This is a genomic window from Shewanella sp. NFH-SH190041 (assembly GCF_024363255.1).
Taxonomy (GTDB): domain Bacteria; phylum Pseudomonadota; class Gammaproteobacteria; order Enterobacterales; family Shewanellaceae; genus Shewanella.
This window is the reverse complement of the sequence record NZ_AP026070.1, coordinates 3,376,027-3,392,622: the sequence shown is the minus strand read 5'-3', so window position 1 is coordinate 3,392,622 and position 16,596 is coordinate 3,376,027. Positions and strand designations below refer to the sequence as shown.

The following is a 16,596-nucleotide window of genomic DNA, read 5'->3' as shown; positions in this document are numbered from 1 at the left end:
CATGTGGTCTGTTTTTGATATGCAAATGATGGCCAGAGCCATCACCCTTGCCCGCCGTGGCCGTTATACCACGGCACCCAATCCCAATGTCGGCTGTGTGCTGGTAAAAGATGGCACCGTTATCGGTGAAGGCTTTCATATCCGCGCCGGTGGTCCCCATGCTGAAGTGCATGCCTTGCGTCAAGCCGGTGAGCAGGCGCAGGGGGCGACAGCCTATGTCACCCTAGAGCCTTGCAGTCATTATGGCCGCACCCCACCTTGCGCTAAAGGGCTGATTGATGCTGGCGTGAGTCGGGTTGTCGTGGCGATGAAAGACCCTAATCCTCAAGTCGCCGGGCAGGGCATTGCCATGCTGCGTGATGCTGGGATAGACGTCAGTGCCGGGTTGTTGGAAGCCCAGTCTAGAGCGTTAAATCCGGGCTTTTTGACCCGCATGGAAACCGGTCTGCCCTTTGTCACGGTGAAAGTCGCTGCCAGTCTAGATGGTAAAACGGCACTGGGTAACGGTGAGTCCAAGTGGATTACCGGCCCGGCGGCTCGCGCTGATGTGCAGCGCCTGCGTGCCCGTCACAGTGCTTTGATAACCGGCATTGACACCGTGCTGGCAGATAACCCCACGCTGAATGTGCGTTTGGCACAATTAGACAGTGTCTGTTGTGACACTGGCGTATTGAATGACATGACGCTACAGCAGCCGCTGCGCGTGGTACTGGATAGTCGCGCCCGACTGATAGCGGCAGATGCCACCAATCTGTTTGGCTTCACCGCGCCGATTCTGCTGGTCACTACCCGGCCATACAGTGATGCCCAGTTGGCACAATTCCCCGCCCATGTAGAAACACTGGTGTTGCCTGCGGTGGCCGGGCGTGTGGATTTAACGGCATTGTTACAGCACTTGGGGCAGCGGGTAAACAGTGTGCTGGTGGAAGCCGGTGCCACATTAGCCGGTGCCTTTATTGCTGCGGGGCTGGCCGATGAACTGGTGCTGTATCAGGCGATGAAAATATTAGGGGATCAGGGCCGGGATATGTTGGTATTGCCAGCCTATCGCGCCATGAGTGATGTGATTGACTGCCCCGTGCGTGATGCCCGCAATATCGGGCCTGACCGACGCTATATTTTGGCGCTGAAACAGTAATAAAAAATGAGTCCTCGGCGCGTTTGGGCGTCGGATACAAAGAGCGAGTAGCTATGTTTACCGGGATTATTGAAGCCGTTGGTACACTGCGCCAAATCCAGCGCCGGGGGGATGATATCCGCCTGACGGTGGCCAGCGGTAAATTGGATTTAAGCGATGTCCGCTTAGGGGACAGTATTGCCACTAATGGTGTGTGTTTGACCGTGGTGGAATGTCTGGCAGATGGTTATGTGGCGGATGTGTCCGCTGAAACCGTGTCATTGACAGGGTTTAACCGTTATCAGGTTGGCACTCGGGTGAATTTGGAAAAAGCCGTTACTCCGACCACACGTTTAGGCGGCCATATGGTGTCTGGCCATGTTGACGGTATTGCTACTGTGGCTGAGCGCAGCGCCCGTGGCGCAGCGGTGGAGTTTTGGCTACAAGCACCGGCAGAGCTGGCCCGTTATATCGCCCATAAAGGCTCAATTACTATTGATGGCGTCAGTCTGACGGTGAATGAGGTTGATGGTAACCGTTTCCGTCTGACCATAGTGCCACACACGGCAGGGGAAACCACCTTGCTGGATTTGCAGGTCGGCAGTCAGGTCAATATTGAGGTGGACCAGGTTGCTCGTTATCTGGAACGGCTACTGAGCTGCCAGGATAACGACAAAAGCACAGGTGGGGTCACAATGGATTTGTTGGCCCGTGCTGGTTTTATGCGATAAGCGACAGATTTATTAAACAAATCACTTACAATGTTGGCCGTTATTACAGCCAACGAACACAATAAAGGTCTTACAATGGCGCTACATACAATCGAAGAGATCATTGAAGATATCCGTCAGGGCAAAATGGTAATTCTGATGGATGATGAAGACAGGGAAAATGAAGGTGATCTGATTATGGCCGCCGAGCAGGCGACGCCAGAAGCGATCAACTTTATGGCCACCTATGGCCGCGGCCTGATTTGTCAGACCATGACCCGGCAGCGCTGCCAACAGCTGAATCTGCCATTGATGGTGACTAATAATAAAGCCCAGTTTTCCACTAATTTTACCGTTTCCATTGAAGCCGCCCGTGGCGTGACCACCGGCATCAGTGCCCATGACCGCGCAGTAACAGTGCAAGCTGCTGCTGCCAAGGATGCGAAAGCGGCGGATCTGGTTCAGCCAGGACATATTTTCCCCCTAATGGCCCAAGAAGGTGGCGTGCTGATCCGCGCCGGTCACACTGAGGCTGGTTGTGATTTAGCCCGCTTGGCCGGGTTTGAGCCATCGGCTGTGATTGTGGAGATCCTTAATGAAGACGGCACTATGGCCCGTCGTCCGGATCTGGAAAAATTCAGTGAAAAGCACGGCGTAAAAATTGGCACCATCGCCGATCTGATTGAATACCGCAACACCAAAGAAACCACAGTCGTTCGCGAAGCTGAATGCCAGTTGCCAACCCGTTTTGGTGATTTCACCATGGTGACCTTTCGTGACACTATCGATAACCAGCTGCACTTTGCCATGGTTAAAGGCGATGTGACTGATAATCCATTGGTACGGGTACACTTGCCTAACACCTTCAATGATATGCTGTTCTCCGAGCGGGATCAGACCCGCAGCTGGCCACTGGATTTGGCGATGGAGCGTATCGCTGATGAAGGCGGTATCTTGGTCTTACTGGCCAATAATGAAACCACTCCAGAGTTGTTGGCTAAAGTGCAGGCGTTTGCCGCAGAAGATAAAGGTGAACAACCGGCATCAGCCAAGTGGGAAGGCACCTCTCGCCGCGTAGGTGTTGGTTCGCAGATCCTTGCCAGCTTGGGTGTTACCAAGATGCGCTTGCTCAGCTCTCCAAAGCGTTACCACAGCTTGTCCGGTTTCGGACTGGAAGTGACAGAATACGTAGCGGAATAAGCCGACATTCCCCGGTTTTGGGTTGGCATAGCCTTGTTTTACAAGCAATAACTTGAAAATTTTCATGGCATGTTGACCCAAGAGCGGATAATTTAACTTTTTTGTGAAAATTTGCATGGGGTCTGGGAAGAAAGCCTGTGGTATGATAGCGCCACTTTTTCGCCCTGCCCGGGTGCTTTAGCTAAATTAGGTAAGATAATGAACGTAGTTCAAGGTAATATCGAAGCGAAAAATGCCAAAGTTGCGATCGTAGTATCGCGTTTCAACAGCTTTGTTGTTGAAAGTTTGCTGAGCGGGGCGATTGATACGCTGAAGCGTTTTGGTCAGGTTGCAGATGAGAATATCACTGTAGTCCGTGTACCAGGTGCGTTTGAGCTGCCTCTGGCAGCCCGCCGTGTGGCGGCCAGCGGCCAATTCGACGGTATTATTGCACTGGGTGCGGTGATCCGTGGCGGTACGCCGCATTTTGATTTTGTTGCAGGCGAATGTAACAAGGGTCTGGCTCAGGTGTCTCTGGAGTTTGATGTTCCCGTTTCTTTCGGGGTACTGACCACAGATACCATTGAACAGGCGATTGAACGTTCAGGTACCAAGGCTGGTAACAAAGGTGGCGAAGCTGCTCTGGGTCTGCTGGAAATGGTCAATGTGCTGCAAGAACTTGAACAACAGCTGTAAATAGTAGGAAATCCAATGAAGCCTTCTGAGCGCCGTAAGGCCCGCCGCTTAGCGGTTCAGGCCGTTTATTCATGGCAATTGAGCGGTAACAACGTCGCTGATGTGGAACATCAGTTTCTGACTGAGCAGAACCTGGACGGGGTTGATGTTGCTTATTTCCGTGAACTGTTTGCGGGCGCTGCAACCAAAACCGCGCAACTGGATGAGATGATTATCCCATTTTTGGTGCGTCCACTGGATGAAGTGGATCCGGTTGAGAAAGCCATTTTGCGTCTGGCAGTATTTGAACTCACTTTCCGTAAGGATGTGCCGTTCAAAGTGGTGATCAACGAAGCCATTGAGTCTGCCAAGACCTTTGGTGCTGAAGATGGTCACAAGTTTGTCAACGGTATTCTGGACAAACTGGTTGCACGTAAGTAAGACAAAAAAACGGTATCCTTAGGGGTACCGTTTTTCTATGGAAGGATTCATTCCCGTCATCTGACTGTGCCCCGCTGCGGGCAAGTACTCGGCGACGCGCCATTGCCGCGTTACCAGTATCTCTCCCCGCCTCAGGTGTTTTCACTGCTGCCGCACAGCCGGACCGACCGGAATCATTGCAGGTAAAGCGACTGTGAAAGAGTTTCAATTAATCGATAATTTTTTCAGCGGCCGTGGGCCGCAGCGCCGGGATGTGCTGTTGGGCATAGGGGATGACTGTGCTCTGCTGCGTCCTGGGGAAAATCAGACCTTGGCTATCTCCGTGGACACCCTGGTGGAAAATGTCCATTTTCTACCGGACATGCCGGCGGAAGATTTAGGCTATAAGGCACTGGCTGTTAACTTGTCTGATTTAGCCGCCATGGGGGCTGAGCCCGCGTGGATGACCTTAGCATTGACCTTGCCCAGTGTGGATGAGTTATGGCTAAAACGTTTTTCTGATGGTTTGCTGGATGCCGCGCAGTACTATGGTATTGCTCTGGTCGGGGGCGACACCACCCGGGGACCTAAGTCTATTACCATCACGGTCAATGGCCAGATCCCAGCGGGCAAAGCACTGACCCGTAGTGGTGGGCGTAACGGTGACTGGATTTATGTCACTGGTAGCTTAGGGGATTCGGCATTGGGGCTGGCTTTATTGCAGGGTAAACATGATGCCCGGCCAGAACATCAGGCTTATTTGGTGGGGCGACATTACCGACCTACGCCAAGAGTGCTGGCAGGTCAGGCTCTGCGCGGATTAGCCTCGAGCGCCATTGATTTGTCTGATGGTTTGGTGTCGGATATCCGCCATCTGCTTAACGCGACCGGTTTAGGCGCTGTTATTCATGTGGATCAGTTACCCCTGTCCCAAGCGATGCGTGATACGCTACCACTGGATCAGGCTATCAGTTACGCCCTGACCGGGGGTGAAGATTATGAGCTGCTGTTTACTGTTCCTGAAGCTCAACGCGGCGCGTTGGAAACCTCTTTAAGCCAAAGCGGTGTAGGCTTTGTTCAGATAGGCCAACTGTGCACCGGAGAGCAGCTGAAATTGCTGCAAGATGGTGAGCCATTTACCCCAACCTATTTGGGATTTGAGCATTTTTAAATGAAGTTATTTGCAAAAGATAAAGCACTGGCACGGTTGTCGCTGGCAAACCCAGTGCACTTTTTAGCGCTGGGTTTTGGCAGTGGTAAGTTTGCCAAAGCTCCCGGTACTTTTGGTACCTTGGCAGGGATCCCTGTCTATTTGCTGTTGTCTCAGTTAGGGATGGGCGGGTATCTATTGGCTACCGCGCTGGTGATCTTGGTGGGGATTTTTATCTGCGGCAAGGCATCTGCTGATATGCAGGTACATGATCATGGCGCTATTGTTTGGGATGAGATTGCCGGGCTGTTAATCACCATGATTGCGGCGCCTGCCGGATGGCTGTGGATTTTGGCGGGATTTATTTTATTCCGCTTTTTTGACATCTTAAAACCTTGGCCTATTCGGGTGCTGGATGCCAAAGTACATGGCGGCCTAGGTATTATGATAGATGATGTGTTAGCTGGGGTATTTGCTTTTATCTGTATGCAGTTACTGGCTTATTGGCTGCTATAACCACCAGTTAATCCCCTGATAAAACCGTTCCTTTGTGAACGGTTTTTTTCTTTGGGGTAATCGAAAATTTACTTGCACTTGCTGCTTGACTGCATTACTTTATTTGAAATTGAGAATTATTCGCAATGTATGTGGTTTTTTTCACCAATAATGCTTTCGCTATCGCCAGGCTTTCTTGGTCGACATGATTCATTAGCCGCGCCAAGCACAATAAGCCGCTTAGATGACGTGAGCGAATCAATTCAATGTGATTTTTTATTGCGCGTTTTGAATGCTTGATACGTATCACAGTAAGTAATGATGGTTATGCCAGGAGAAGTGGTCAGTATCGCCGGTATGGTTTAAGGCACAACAGGGTATCGGGGGATCCGGGGGGATGGTCAGATACACAGTGCTGCCAGCCTCAGCATGACTGACTGAAAGGCGGCGGATATCAGGTGGGGGCCTGCTATCCGCCCGGAATGAATATCGGACAGCAGCCAAGGGCTGACAGTCAATAGGAGAGATAATGATGAGTGTCAGAAAAGCCGGTATGTGGAATGTGCTGATCTCGATAGGCTTTGCTTTAGTGATTACCTTACTTGGTATCACCTTGAGTGATAAACAGTTTGCGATTACGGCCATGATGGTTTTACTGGGGATCTGGTTGGTGCCTTTTGCTTGGCTTAGCCGTCAAGCACAGGTAGGAGAGCGTAGCGATCAATATTGATAATTAATGGCGGCGCAGTGACTTGCTATCAGCTGTGTAGTCCAATAAAAAACTCTGCCTTGGCAGAGTTTTTTATTGTCTGAATGATGGCGCTATTTGCTTGTTTGCTATTTTCTTTATGTTATTGGTGTAGCGCTATGAGCTCAGGACGATTGACTCGCTCAAGGCTAAGAGTGTCAGAGCTTTTTTCGTTAGCATTACGCTTAAAAGTGCCTTTACTCATTCGCTTGAGACAGAACAAAATCTAATCCGGCACATATGGCTGCGACCTGAGCTTGATTACAGATACTATCGCTGGCCTTAGGGCTATCGGGATAAACTTCAGTGGTGGTGCAGTAACGGCATTGAGTCACCCCCGCGCACAGTCCCAGAGATTTGACCGGATAATTGATCACTCCAGGTTGCACTAGGGGCTCACCGATGATTAGGCCATTGGCATCGGGTGGGGCAATATGAGTGACTTGGCTGACTGCAGCGATTATGGCTTGTTGAAAAGCATCCTGAGGTTGTTCACTGTCGCCTACCAGATAAAAACCATCTGGCACGGTATCTGGCTGATATATTTTCCCATCTCGTGCGGCTAGAGCGGGGCGAAATTCCTGTTCGTCAGAGTCTGTGGTTTCATGCAAATCAATATGGATCAGAAAATCCCGTCCCAGACTATCTAGTAGTGTCATCAGTGCCGCGGCTTCTTCACAGGGGCTGTTAGCGATAAATGAACGATTGGGATCGATGGCCTTGGCATTCCAGCGGTTGATGACCTCATATCCCCAAGGGCTGACGCAGGGAGCAATAAGCAGATTCACGCGCTGAAGATAGGTTGGCGCATGGTGCAGAATAAATTCAATCGCGCCTTGAACGCCACTGGTCTCATAACCGTGTACACCGCCGGTGATCAATACCTTGGGTTTATTGTCATCCCAATGACGGCTTTTTACTGCGAGCAGAGGATAGCGTTGCGGATCCTGACTGAGTGCCCCGTACTGTACCAGCTCTAAACTATCATCCAGAGCTGTTAGTTTGGCAATCACTTCATCATGGTAGCTGCGCTGGATTTGTCGGCTTGCCAGCCACTGGGCTTTCTCTACCGTTCCCCATGCCTGCCCGACAGTACCAATGGGGTAAAATTGTGTGGTCATTGCGTCTATTTTCTCCATTATTGTTTATAGGCTGCAGTATGGCCTGAGTCATACAAGTTGTCTGCTATAAAAGTGCGCTGCCTTTATGCGAAATGCGTTTTTATCTGTTAAAAGTGCATAATTGTTGTATTTAGAAATAAAATGCCTATATCGATGACAAAGAATATAAAGCATGGTTCAAAAGTGCTTGAGTAAGGTTTATATATCGGCCTATTGCGGCAAAATATCAGGGAATGTTATCTGACTGATTTTGGGGTGTGCCATCGGTAGCTAAAGTGAAATTACCCGGTTAACAAGGAGGTGTTGAGTTGAGATTTATTGGGATATTCGCTTGCTGTGATTGAAAAACCATTTTTTTAGCAGTAAGTTAGTCAACCTATACAAGCGTAATATTTTGAGGCCTGTATGATGGCCAGCACCCCGTGATTGTCTTGTTTTAGTTAGCATTGACCGGCTACTTCCCGGCGTAGTAATTAATGAATAATTACGCGAAATTCTGAGTGCTTTCTTAGTAAAATCCTCTTTCTATTTGCCTGTTTTTACATCAATGGGTAGGGTTTTTTTCTCATTTTTTTGAACTACATCTCAGAATTTATCTGTAAATTATCATTGTGATGTAAATCATGTTTGCATAAGTGTGCAATTAGCAGTTGTTAAATTATGAAAACCTAGACTCGAAACCAGTCCGATAAATTAGGAGTTGGTGATTGATTAGTTGTTCACAGGGAGGTCAAGACCCTTCGATCATTAAGGAAGGATGAGCAACATATAAATAAAAAGATAAAAGAGGTGTTATGAGTCACGTAATATCAGTTGGTGCATTGGAATCATTTATGATTGCCATCAGTGTGCTGTTTCTTGGGCATGTTATTAATTCGAAATTACCAATATTAAAACGATTTAATATTCCGGAGCCCATAGTTGGTGGCTTAGTCGTAGCCTTTATTATTACAGTATTACATTTTAAGTCAGTAGATTTAAAATTTGATTTGCCATTGCAAAATACATTTATGTTAATGTTTTTTGCGACAGTAGGATTATCTGCAAATTATACCCAATTATTAAAAGGGGGGGCTAAGGTATTTATTTTCCTTGGTGCAGCATCCTTATGTATTATTATGCAAAATGCTATCGGGGTTTCTTTAGCCACGGCATTGGGGTTAGATCCGCTGATGGGGCTAATTGCTGGCTCGATTACCTTATCTGGTGGCCATGGTACCGGCGCAGCTTGGGCTAAGACCTTGTCAGATATGTATGGTCTGCACAATACCCTAGAAATCGCCATGGCTTCTGCGACCTTTGGTTTGATTATGGGCGGGATTATTGGTAGTCCAGTAGCTCAGCGATTAATTGAAAAAAATAAACTTCAATCTGAATATGGCTGTGCTAGCCAGAATCGTATGCGCGATCCTCAAATTGTAACTTATAACGAGTATGAAGAGGATAAGGTTACTGCGAAAAAAGTCATTGAAGTTTTATTTATTTTATTGCTCTGCGTAAATGGTGCTAAATATTTAGAACAATGGGTTTCTCAATTTAATATTAGTTGGTTAATGATCCCTGATTTTGTATACGCTTTATTTATTGGTGTGGTTATCACGAATATATTAGAGGTCACCAAACTAAGGAAAGTAGAAACAGAAACCGTGGATATGTTAGGTACGGTATCATTATCGTTATTTTTAGCAATGGCGTTAATGAGTTTAAAACTGTGGAATATTTTTGATTTGGCGGTGCCATTTTTAATTATTCTGGCCGTACAATCTATTGCCGTTGGGGTCTTTACCTACTTTATAACCTTCAAAATGATGGGCAGTAACTATGACGCTGCGGTCATTTCTAGTGGTCATTGCGGTTTTGGTCTGGGGGCGACGCCAACAGCGGTAATGAATATGGGCTCTATCGTTAACCGTTATGGTCCATCTCCACAAGCTTTTATGGTGGTACCGATTGTTGGGGCTTTCTTTATCGACTTGGTGAATTTGATTATTTTGCAAACATATATGTCATTTTTGGTGTAACAGCTTGCGTACTCTTTGCGATAAATGATGAAAATGGGACCGAAAGGTCCCATTTTTATCAGTGAATATAGATGGTGCGCCGATCACAGGTCAGAGCCTGGCAGGCATCAATTACGACTTTGCCATTAAAATTAGCCAATACCAGTTGTGTCTGATGATAGGGTTGATCATTCACATACCAGTTTAGTTTGGGTAAGTTGGCTTTTAATGGTAATGCCGTTAGTTGATTTTTATAGTAATGCTGGCCGGTGGCGATGCGTTGAATATGAGGACAAGCATCGTCAATGGCGTGCTCTTCGACTAATGTCTGATGCTGTAATTGCCAATTGACCAATCCCTGAGGCCAAATCACATCGGCACTGTCTCGGTTAGCATTGACCATAAAACGGCCATCAATATCCATGGTGGCTGGTGTCAGTCCACCGAGAGTATAAGCCTGTTTACGGCTGAGACATTGCGCTGGCGGTGTAGTCGCTAGACTGCGGCCACCAGGCCAGCAAATGGTCATTTTTTTTACTCCACCTGGCTGAGGTAATCTGTGTCTGTCTGGTGGTAGTTGATCAAAAGCATCAAACATTATCGGTGCCGCCTGGGTTGCGCCAAGATAGCCAACAACAGGGCTGGAATCTGGTCGTCCAACCCAAACTCCGACGCTGTAATCTGGACTGACACCAATAGACCAAAAGTCTCGATAACCGTAACTGGTTCCTGTTTTCCAAGCGATTCGTCGACGGATGGATGGCACAACTCTATCTGGCGCACTGATTTCACTGAGAACTTTAAAAATAATCCAGCTGGCTTGGGGGGAAAGCAGGGGTTCACCGGTTTGCGCTAACGGTTGTTGAGCGAGTGTGAACCTAGGAGGAAGATACTGCCCTCCCGTGGCTAAAGTGCGGTACATGGCAGTTAATGTCAGCAGATTCGTTCCGGTTCCTCCCAGTCCAACCGTTAAATTCGCTTTATGCTGATGTAATTGGATCCCAGCCTGTTTGAGACGGTCTTCAAATGCAACTGGCGTCACTTTATTGAAGACTTGGATTAGCGGCATATTCAGTGATTGTTTTAAGGCGCTACTCATACTGACAGCACCTTGAAAACGTCGATTCAGATTTTGGGGTTTGTAACCGGCAAAATCATAGGGAATATCACTGAGTAGACTTTGGGAATGGATGATCCCCAGATCCAGCGCTTGACCATAAATAAAAGGCTTTAGTGTAGAGCCGGGTGAGCGGATTGCCCGAGCCATATCCACATGGGAAAAGCGACTTGCATCATTAAAATCGGCGGAGCCCTGATAGGCGATCACTTCGGCGGTAGCATTATCCATAATCACGATAGCGGCAGAGCTTTTGGGCGGTAATAGCTGGGTTAAACGGGCGAATAACCTTTGTATTCGTTGCTGTAGTTCATACCGTATGCTGCTATGGATCAGATGTCGCTGCGGATAAGTGCGTTTCAATTGCCGTCCCAGCAGGGGGGCCAGTGTGGCTGGACCTTGGGTATACAATTGAATTTTTTCTTGCTGGAGCCGTTGCGCTTCTGCGGGATTCAGTACGCCATAACTGACGAGTCTATCCAGAACCTTATTACGCATGGCCATAGCGATATCAGGATAGCGATCTGGCCGGTAACGGGATGGCTTTTGCGGCAGGGCAACCAGTAAGGCTGCTTCTGTTTTTGTCAGGTTAGCTGCAGATTTACCGAAAAAATGCCGCGAAGCCGCTTCAACACCCTGAATATTGCCACCAAATGGTGCCAGATTTAAATACAGCGTGAGGATAGCGGATTTATTGTAATGGTATTCCAGTTGTATCGCCCTAAACACCTGCTTAATTTTGCCCGGCAAAGTGCGGGAATGAGGCGAGATCAGTCGGGCGACCTGCATGGTTAGGGTTGAACCACCAGAGACCACATGACCATAACGTAGCCACTGCCAGGCGGCTCGGACAATGGCCGCAGGGTTAAAGCCGGGATGGTAATAGAACCAGCGATCTTCATAATTTAGCAGTGCCTGCAGATAAAAAGCTGAAACCTGAGGCTGATTATGTGTGGCATTGTCAGTTAGGCTGACTGGATAACGGTGCACACCTTTGTTGTCAGCAAAAGAGCGTAGCACCTCGCCGTGACGGCTGATGATGACCGTTGCCGGACCATTAGGATAACTATCCGGCAGTGGCCATAAGGTATCGAGCAGCCAGAAACTGGCTGCTATTAGAACGATCAGCATACCGCCAAGGCGCACCCCCCGGAGAAGGGGATGTGCAGCCTGAGTGGAGAGATGATTATTTTTCAATGGTGAATGTGCCAGGGGCGAACCAGTACATACTATGCTCCTGTGGTTGGTACATAGCTTCGATATAAATTGCCCCGGCAATAAAGGTACCCGGTACTTCTGCTCTGATGACGTAAGCATACTGATGCGGGTTATCGTATAGTCCCAAACTGTCAGCCACAACGAAACGATCATTACGATATTCAGTATGTTGTGGTTTGCTTAGTGCCGTGTCATTGGGCAATAGCTCGGTCAGATTCAAATTGGGACTGATGCTTGGATTTTCCAGTACAAATCCAGCCGGAATTTTATCGGTCAGCATCATATCGTACAGATCACTACGAGATTTTACCGTCAGGAGTACAATCAGCTTATCGCCTACTTTGACATGATCACCATCAAAAGGCTTACCATCTGGGGTAAATAATTGACGCTGCACTTTTTCCATTGACAGGGTATTGCGATATAGGCTGTTATTGGCAATATTTTGATCAATATAACCTTGCGCTTGCCACTTCAGATGGATAGGGGTCTGTCCTAGGTTTTTAATTAGGGTGTCTTTGGTCAGCGGCACAGAGAATGCGCCTTGATGGCTAACCACTTTTCCATCAATTTCTACGCTGAACTGCTGGTTATTATTATGCTGGTGACTGATAACTGCAGCCTGTAATAACGCCCCTTGTTCCTGAGTGCTGAGCCAATAGTCGCGATTTTCCTGCTTAATCAGCTGATCTAGCAATTCGGCCTGCTTTACCGCCGCGGCTTGTTGCAGCTGAGGGTTTTGCCGCAATTGTTCCAAAATTACCACGGCCAGTGCTTTATCGCGGATATTGGAGCCATAATCATGAAAATAGAGATTCTTACGATTGATATTGGCATAGTTGTCCAGCATGGTCAGAGCTTTACCACTGTCACCAACCGCAGCGTAAGCGCTAATCTGTTGCAGATAACTAAGGGGTGAAGGATAACTGTCAATATTCAGGTTATTAATTTCACTCCATTGCAGCATCCCTTTATTGGCCAGTAGATAGGCACCATAGGTGAGCACGGCTGAGGCGCTATCACTGCTATAGGTGAGTTTGCGGACAATACTTGGGTCCTTAATGTAGTTATACACCCGTACCGTTGCTCGATGCAGCATATCTTCAGGTACTAGGTTGGCAAAGCGCTTATCCGCTTGGATCAGAAAATCAGTCACATAGACTGTCAACCATGGGAGTTCGTGATTGTAATCATCATTATCACTTAAACTCCACAGCGAGAAGCCACCATTAGCATATTGCATGGTTTGCAATGTGGTAATCGCTTTGGACAGCATATCCCGGTCAAGGTGATCGATATGGTTCGTGGCCGCGCCAGATTGACTGTGCTGACTGTCTTTTACTACTGCGAGCTTAAAGCTATCTAACTCTGGCGCTGACAGCAGGTATGGCATTGCTTTACTGGTGGTTTGTTCGGCGCAGCCATAAGGATAACGGAATAGATCGCGGGCTTGCTTAGCAATGCTCAGTGTCGGCAATTGACTGATATAGGCATATCCCAGTTTCTGTTGCACTGTCTGCATGCCGTACCATAAATTGGACGGTACTTGACGGCTGCTATTACTGCTTAGTACATCATTAGTTGTTGCCGTTGCCCATGGCATCAGAGAATGCACAGGAATTTGCCATGAGCGACTGATATGCACATCATCTTCACTTGCTGGTGTTTCATTAACATCCAGGGTTAGCTTCGCCTTGTACTCACCCGCGTTGATGACACTGAATGGAATATTGAAGCTAACATGCTCTTTATCTTTCAGCGTAATTTGAGCGGGCAAAATGCTCTGATCGAGTACGATAGCGGCACTACTAGTTAATGCCAACGTTAGGGTTTTACTGTTGCCACTGTTATTGTGAATATCCACAGTGACACTGGGCTTATCCCCTGGGATCAAAAATCGGGGAATACTCAGTTCGGCCACAACTGGTGATGTAATTGTCTGATTTTTGACTAGTTGACCACTTTGATTGTCATTAAATGCGGTAACAATCAGTTGACCTTCACCATTGTAGTCTGGGATATCTAATTCGATATTCGCTTTCCCATTAACCAGCTTTACTGGCTTAGTCATTAAAATGATACTTTTGCTTTCAACCAGATTGTCGTTTTTATTATCAGTATTATCGACAGCATCACTGCCGTAATGTGATTGCGCAAATGGATCTGGTCGCAAGTCAAACAGTCGGGAGTAAAGATCAATAATATCGGCGCTATATCTACGTTGACCATAGAAATAATCAAATGGGTTGACGGGGGTAAAGCGGCTGAGATTAATAATCCCCTTATCAACCAGAGACAGGGTTACCCAGGTATTATTTTGTTGGGTAGCGGTAATGTTATCGACACTGACTGGGACTGTGACCTTAGTTAGCGGCTTAATAATTCTGGGTAGTGGTGCATTAATCGCCAGTTTTTGCTTTTGTCTATCCAGCGAAATAGCAGTAATACCGAAATAGCGTTTCGGAACGTGATTCTCATTTCCGGTCAGCGTCACGGTTAAATAAATATCATGCCGTTTGATTTCTTTTGGCAGGGTGATATTCAGTTGGGATTGGCCTTTTTTCACCGCAACCCGCTGGGTTCTGATCGTTTCATCGGTTTCTAAGGTGATCGCTGCACTACCATCTATCGGACTATTTAGATTGATGCCGATGTTATCCCCAGCGATATAGGCCGTTTTATCTAACTTGATGTTGAGATGTTCAGGTTTTTCGCGCACCTGATCACTTTCATCATACCAACCGGCATAAAAGCTGTATTGGGTGATATTACCGCTTTTTTTATCTGTCAGCGTAATGCGGTAGTCTCCCCAACGTGATGGCAGGGTGATAAGTTTTTTGTTTCCCTTTGTTACTTTGATGGTTTGGGTGGAAATATGTTTCCACTTATCCTGCTTTTCCTGTTTCCAGCCAATATCATCTTCATAGTACCAATAATATGGCCATTGCTCTCTTTCATAATCTAGTTGGATATCACCATCCAACATTGATTGTCCATCAGGGCTGAGCAGTGCGATATCAAAGTCTGGGCTAGTATGGTATCCAACCTTAAATTGATGTGGCCGAATAGCGGGAATAGGGCTGTTTTTCCAACTGGTAAAAGCCAAGCTACGTTGTACTGCGGCGCCACCATCTTCCAGCAGGCTGAAATTGGCCTGAACTTTTACCGGGCTGGAAATACTGTTTGGATTTGATGTTGGGATAGCGACAGAGGCAGTGCCTTGCTCTGACATTTTTACATCTTCTAGTTCGGTATAGTTATTATTTAAGCGGAAGGGGACGCCGACAAAATACTGACTGAACTTGCCTTCAAAATGGCGTTGAGGAGAGTAGGTAACCGAGGTATATAGAAGATTGCCATTGGCAGGGCTACCAAACAGGTAACGGCCATTTAGCTGCACGGTATTGAGATTACCAGCTAAGGCAAATTTGGCAGGATCGGTAAAGGTCAGATCCATTCGTTCAGGAACAAATTCCTCTAAGTTAAAGGTAAATTGTCCTATAGGTTTATCTGACTTGGGGTTTAGGCGTACCTGAGCCGTATAACGACCCGTTGGCCATTTAATTGATGTCTGCAACTGTTTACTGTAATACCCAGCGGCCTGTGGTGAGAGCTGCTCTGTCAGCATCACATCATTGTATGGGTTTAACAGTGTCAGCGTGATATCTTGATTCGTGGTGGTTTCACCATCTTGATTACGTAACAGAATATTCAGCGGTAGTGTTTCATCCGGTTTGACCATATCCCGATTACTGTAAATAAAAGCCTCATAAGGCTGATATTCCCGCCCCCCAATCGCGTAGTCGGATAAATCTAAGGGAGATTCCCGCAGCGGTAGAATACCAATTTCTTCTTTCTGCTTGGATTGATCAGCACTATTGCTTCCCGGCGTTTTGGCCACTCGGGCAATGACGGTATCTGTGCTATAGGTTTCAATATCAAAGTAGGCATTACCTAAAGGATCAATGGGCGCAGACTTTAACAGTTTGCCATCGCGATAGATCTCCATAATGCCTGAATTGACTGCTTGCCCAGATGATAGTCTGGTCGCTGTAAAACTGGCTTGATGAAGATTTAATTTGGCCTGAATGCTGATATCGGTCAGCAACAAGTGTTTGGCTTTTATATTATAAAATTCACCAGGAGATTTCAGTACCACAAGGTACCAGCCAGATGCCAAGGTATGGGGGAGTGGAATGCGGGCTGATGTTTGCTCGTTTTCTTTACTGTCGGGTAGCGTTACCCGCTCTGAATAGACACTGACAAAATCATGTTTAATATTATCTAACTGCCAGCTCTTTAAATCTTCAGTTAAGTAATATTGATTTAAAAAACGGTTGGGATCAGTGATATGCATGACCTCAATATCAACTTCTTTTAAATTCATAAAGTTGATCGGCAAGGATTGATAATCTGATTGGGGAACGAGTGGTCCATTCCCCACGATTTGTAAAATGGGGTTCTGCAGTTTTTCCTGTTCAGCATTTACTGGTAATGTAAAGAAACTGAGTGAAAATAGCGTAAATAAGAGCGAAAGTTTTCGCCTCTGGGTTAAATACATAAATAAATCTCTAACAAACATTATTGTAGAATAAATCTGAGTTAATCATTTTTTCGGCATTATACCTGTTTTAATTAAATAATCT

Annotated in this window: 12 protein-coding genes; 9 read left to right on the top strand and 3 right to left on the bottom strand. The window is 46.9% G+C overall.

Annotation, left to right across the window (positions count from 1 at the left end):
- Position 1 precedes the first annotated feature (1 nt).
- From ribD to NFHSH190041_RS15055, 8 genes are all read left to right on the top strand, one after another.
- Complete coding sequence (gene ribD, locus NFHSH190041_RS15090) at positions 2–1,138, top strand: bifunctional diaminohydroxyphosphoribosylaminopyrimidine deaminase/5-amino-6-(5-phosphoribosylamino)uracil reductase RibD (RefSeq protein WP_261922573.1); 1,137 nt, start codon at positions 2–4, stop codon at positions 1,136–1,138.
- A 53-nt stretch (positions 1,139–1,191) separates the two neighbouring features.
- Complete coding sequence (locus NFHSH190041_RS15085) at positions 1,192–1,848, top strand: riboflavin synthase (protein ID WP_261922572.1); 657 nt, start codon at positions 1,192–1,194, stop codon at positions 1,846–1,848.
- Positions 1,849–1,923: 75 nt separating this feature from the next.
- Positions 1,924–3,027, top strand: a complete 1,104-nt coding sequence (gene ribBA, locus NFHSH190041_RS15080; RefSeq protein ID WP_261922571.1) for a bifunctional 3,4-dihydroxy-2-butanone-4-phosphate synthase/GTP cyclohydrolase II — start codon at positions 1,924–1,926, stop codon at positions 3,025–3,027.
- A gap of 198 nt (positions 3,028–3,225) precedes the next feature.
- Positions 3,226–3,702: a 6,7-dimethyl-8-ribityllumazine synthase gene (gene ribE, locus NFHSH190041_RS15075; protein WP_261922570.1), complete on the top strand. Its 477-nt coding sequence runs from the start codon at positions 3,226–3,228 to the stop codon at positions 3,700–3,702.
- A 15-nt stretch (positions 3,703–3,717) separates the two neighbouring features.
- Positions 3,718–4,122, top strand: coding sequence for a transcription antitermination factor NusB (gene nusB, locus NFHSH190041_RS15070; RefSeq protein WP_261922569.1), 405 nt, complete (start codon positions 3,718–3,720; stop codon positions 4,120–4,122).
- Between the two features lie 193 nt (positions 4,123–4,315).
- Positions 4,316–5,272, top strand: a complete 957-nt coding sequence (gene thiL / locus NFHSH190041_RS15065; protein ID WP_261922568.1) for a thiamine-phosphate kinase — start codon at positions 4,316–4,318, stop codon at positions 5,270–5,272.
- A complete protein-coding gene (locus NFHSH190041_RS15060; RefSeq protein WP_261922567.1) occupies positions 5,273–5,767 on the top strand; it encodes a phosphatidylglycerophosphatase A in 495 nt (164 codons plus the stop codon).
- Positions 5,768–6,275: 508 nt separating this feature from the next.
- Positions 6,276–6,476, top strand: coding sequence for a hypothetical protein (locus NFHSH190041_RS15055; protein WP_261922566.1), 201 nt, complete (start codon positions 6,276–6,278; stop codon positions 6,474–6,476).
- 215 nt (positions 6,477–6,691) lie between these two features.
- On the opposite strand, the gene NFHSH190041_RS15050 is transcribed toward NFHSH190041_RS15055, so the two are convergent.
- Positions 6,692–7,615 carry a M14 family metallocarboxypeptidase gene (locus NFHSH190041_RS15050; RefSeq protein ID WP_261922565.1) on the bottom strand — a complete coding sequence of 308 codons (924 nt, stop codon included), beginning with the start codon at positions 7,613–7,615 and terminating at the stop codon, positions 6,692–6,694.
- 794 nt (positions 7,616–8,409) lie between these two features.
- Here NFHSH190041_RS15050 and gltS point away from each other — a divergent pair.
- On the top strand, positions 8,410–9,636 hold the full coding sequence (gltS, locus tag NFHSH190041_RS15045) for a sodium/glutamate symporter (RefSeq protein ID WP_261922564.1): 1,227 nt from the start codon (positions 8,410–8,412) through the stop codon (positions 9,634–9,636).
- A gap of 58 nt (positions 9,637–9,694) precedes the next feature.
- On the opposite strand, the gene pbpC is transcribed toward gltS, so the two are convergent.
- A complete protein-coding gene (pbpC, locus tag NFHSH190041_RS15040; RefSeq protein ID WP_261922563.1) occupies positions 9,695–11,863 on the bottom strand; it encodes a penicillin-binding protein 1C in 2,169 nt (722 codons plus the stop codon).
- Between the two features lie 55 nt (positions 11,864–11,918).
- Positions 11,919–16,511, bottom strand: a complete 4,593-nt coding sequence (locus NFHSH190041_RS15035; RefSeq protein WP_410010836.1) for an alpha-2-macroglobulin family protein — start codon at positions 16,509–16,511, stop codon at positions 11,919–11,921.
- Between the last annotated feature and the right edge of the window lie 85 nt (positions 16,512–16,596).

Bases quoted from the DNA above. Each gene is read 5' to 3' on its own strand.
- ribD (WP_261922573.1), top strand. From the start codon at position 2: ATGTGGTCTGTTTTTGATATGCAAATGATGGCCAGAGCCATCACCCTT.
- NFHSH190041_RS15085 (WP_261922572.1), top strand. From the start codon at position 1,192: ATGTTTACCGGGATTATTGAAGCCGTTGGTACACTGCGCCAAATCCAG.
- ribBA (WP_261922571.1), top strand. From the start codon at position 1,924: ATGGCGCTACATACAATCGAAGAGATCATTGAAGATATCCGTCAGGGC.
- ribE (WP_261922570.1), top strand. From the start codon at position 3,226: ATGAACGTAGTTCAAGGTAATATCGAAGCGAAAAATGCCAAAGTTGCG.
- nusB (WP_261922569.1), top strand. From the start codon at position 3,718: ATGAAGCCTTCTGAGCGCCGTAAGGCCCGCCGCTTAGCGGTTCAGGCC.
- NFHSH190041_RS15060 (WP_261922567.1), top strand. From the start codon at position 5,273: ATGAAGTTATTTGCAAAAGATAAAGCACTGGCACGGTTGTCGCTGGCA.
- NFHSH190041_RS15055 (WP_261922566.1), top strand. From the start codon at position 6,276: ATGATGAGTGTCAGAAAAGCCGGTATGTGGAATGTGCTGATCTCGATA.
- NFHSH190041_RS15050 (WP_261922565.1), bottom strand. From the start codon at position 7,615: ATGACCACACAATTTTACCCCATTGGTACTGTCGGGCAGGCATGGGGA.
- gltS (WP_261922564.1), top strand. From the start codon at position 8,410: ATGAGTCACGTAATATCAGTTGGTGCATTGGAATCATTTATGATTGCC.
- pbpC (WP_261922563.1), bottom strand. From the start codon at position 11,863: ATGCTGATCGTTCTAATAGCAGCCAGTTTCTGGCTGCTCGATACCTTA.
- NFHSH190041_RS15035 (WP_410010836.1), bottom strand. From the start codon at position 16,511: ATGTATTTAACCCAGAGGCGAAAACTTTCGCTCTTATTTACGCTATTT.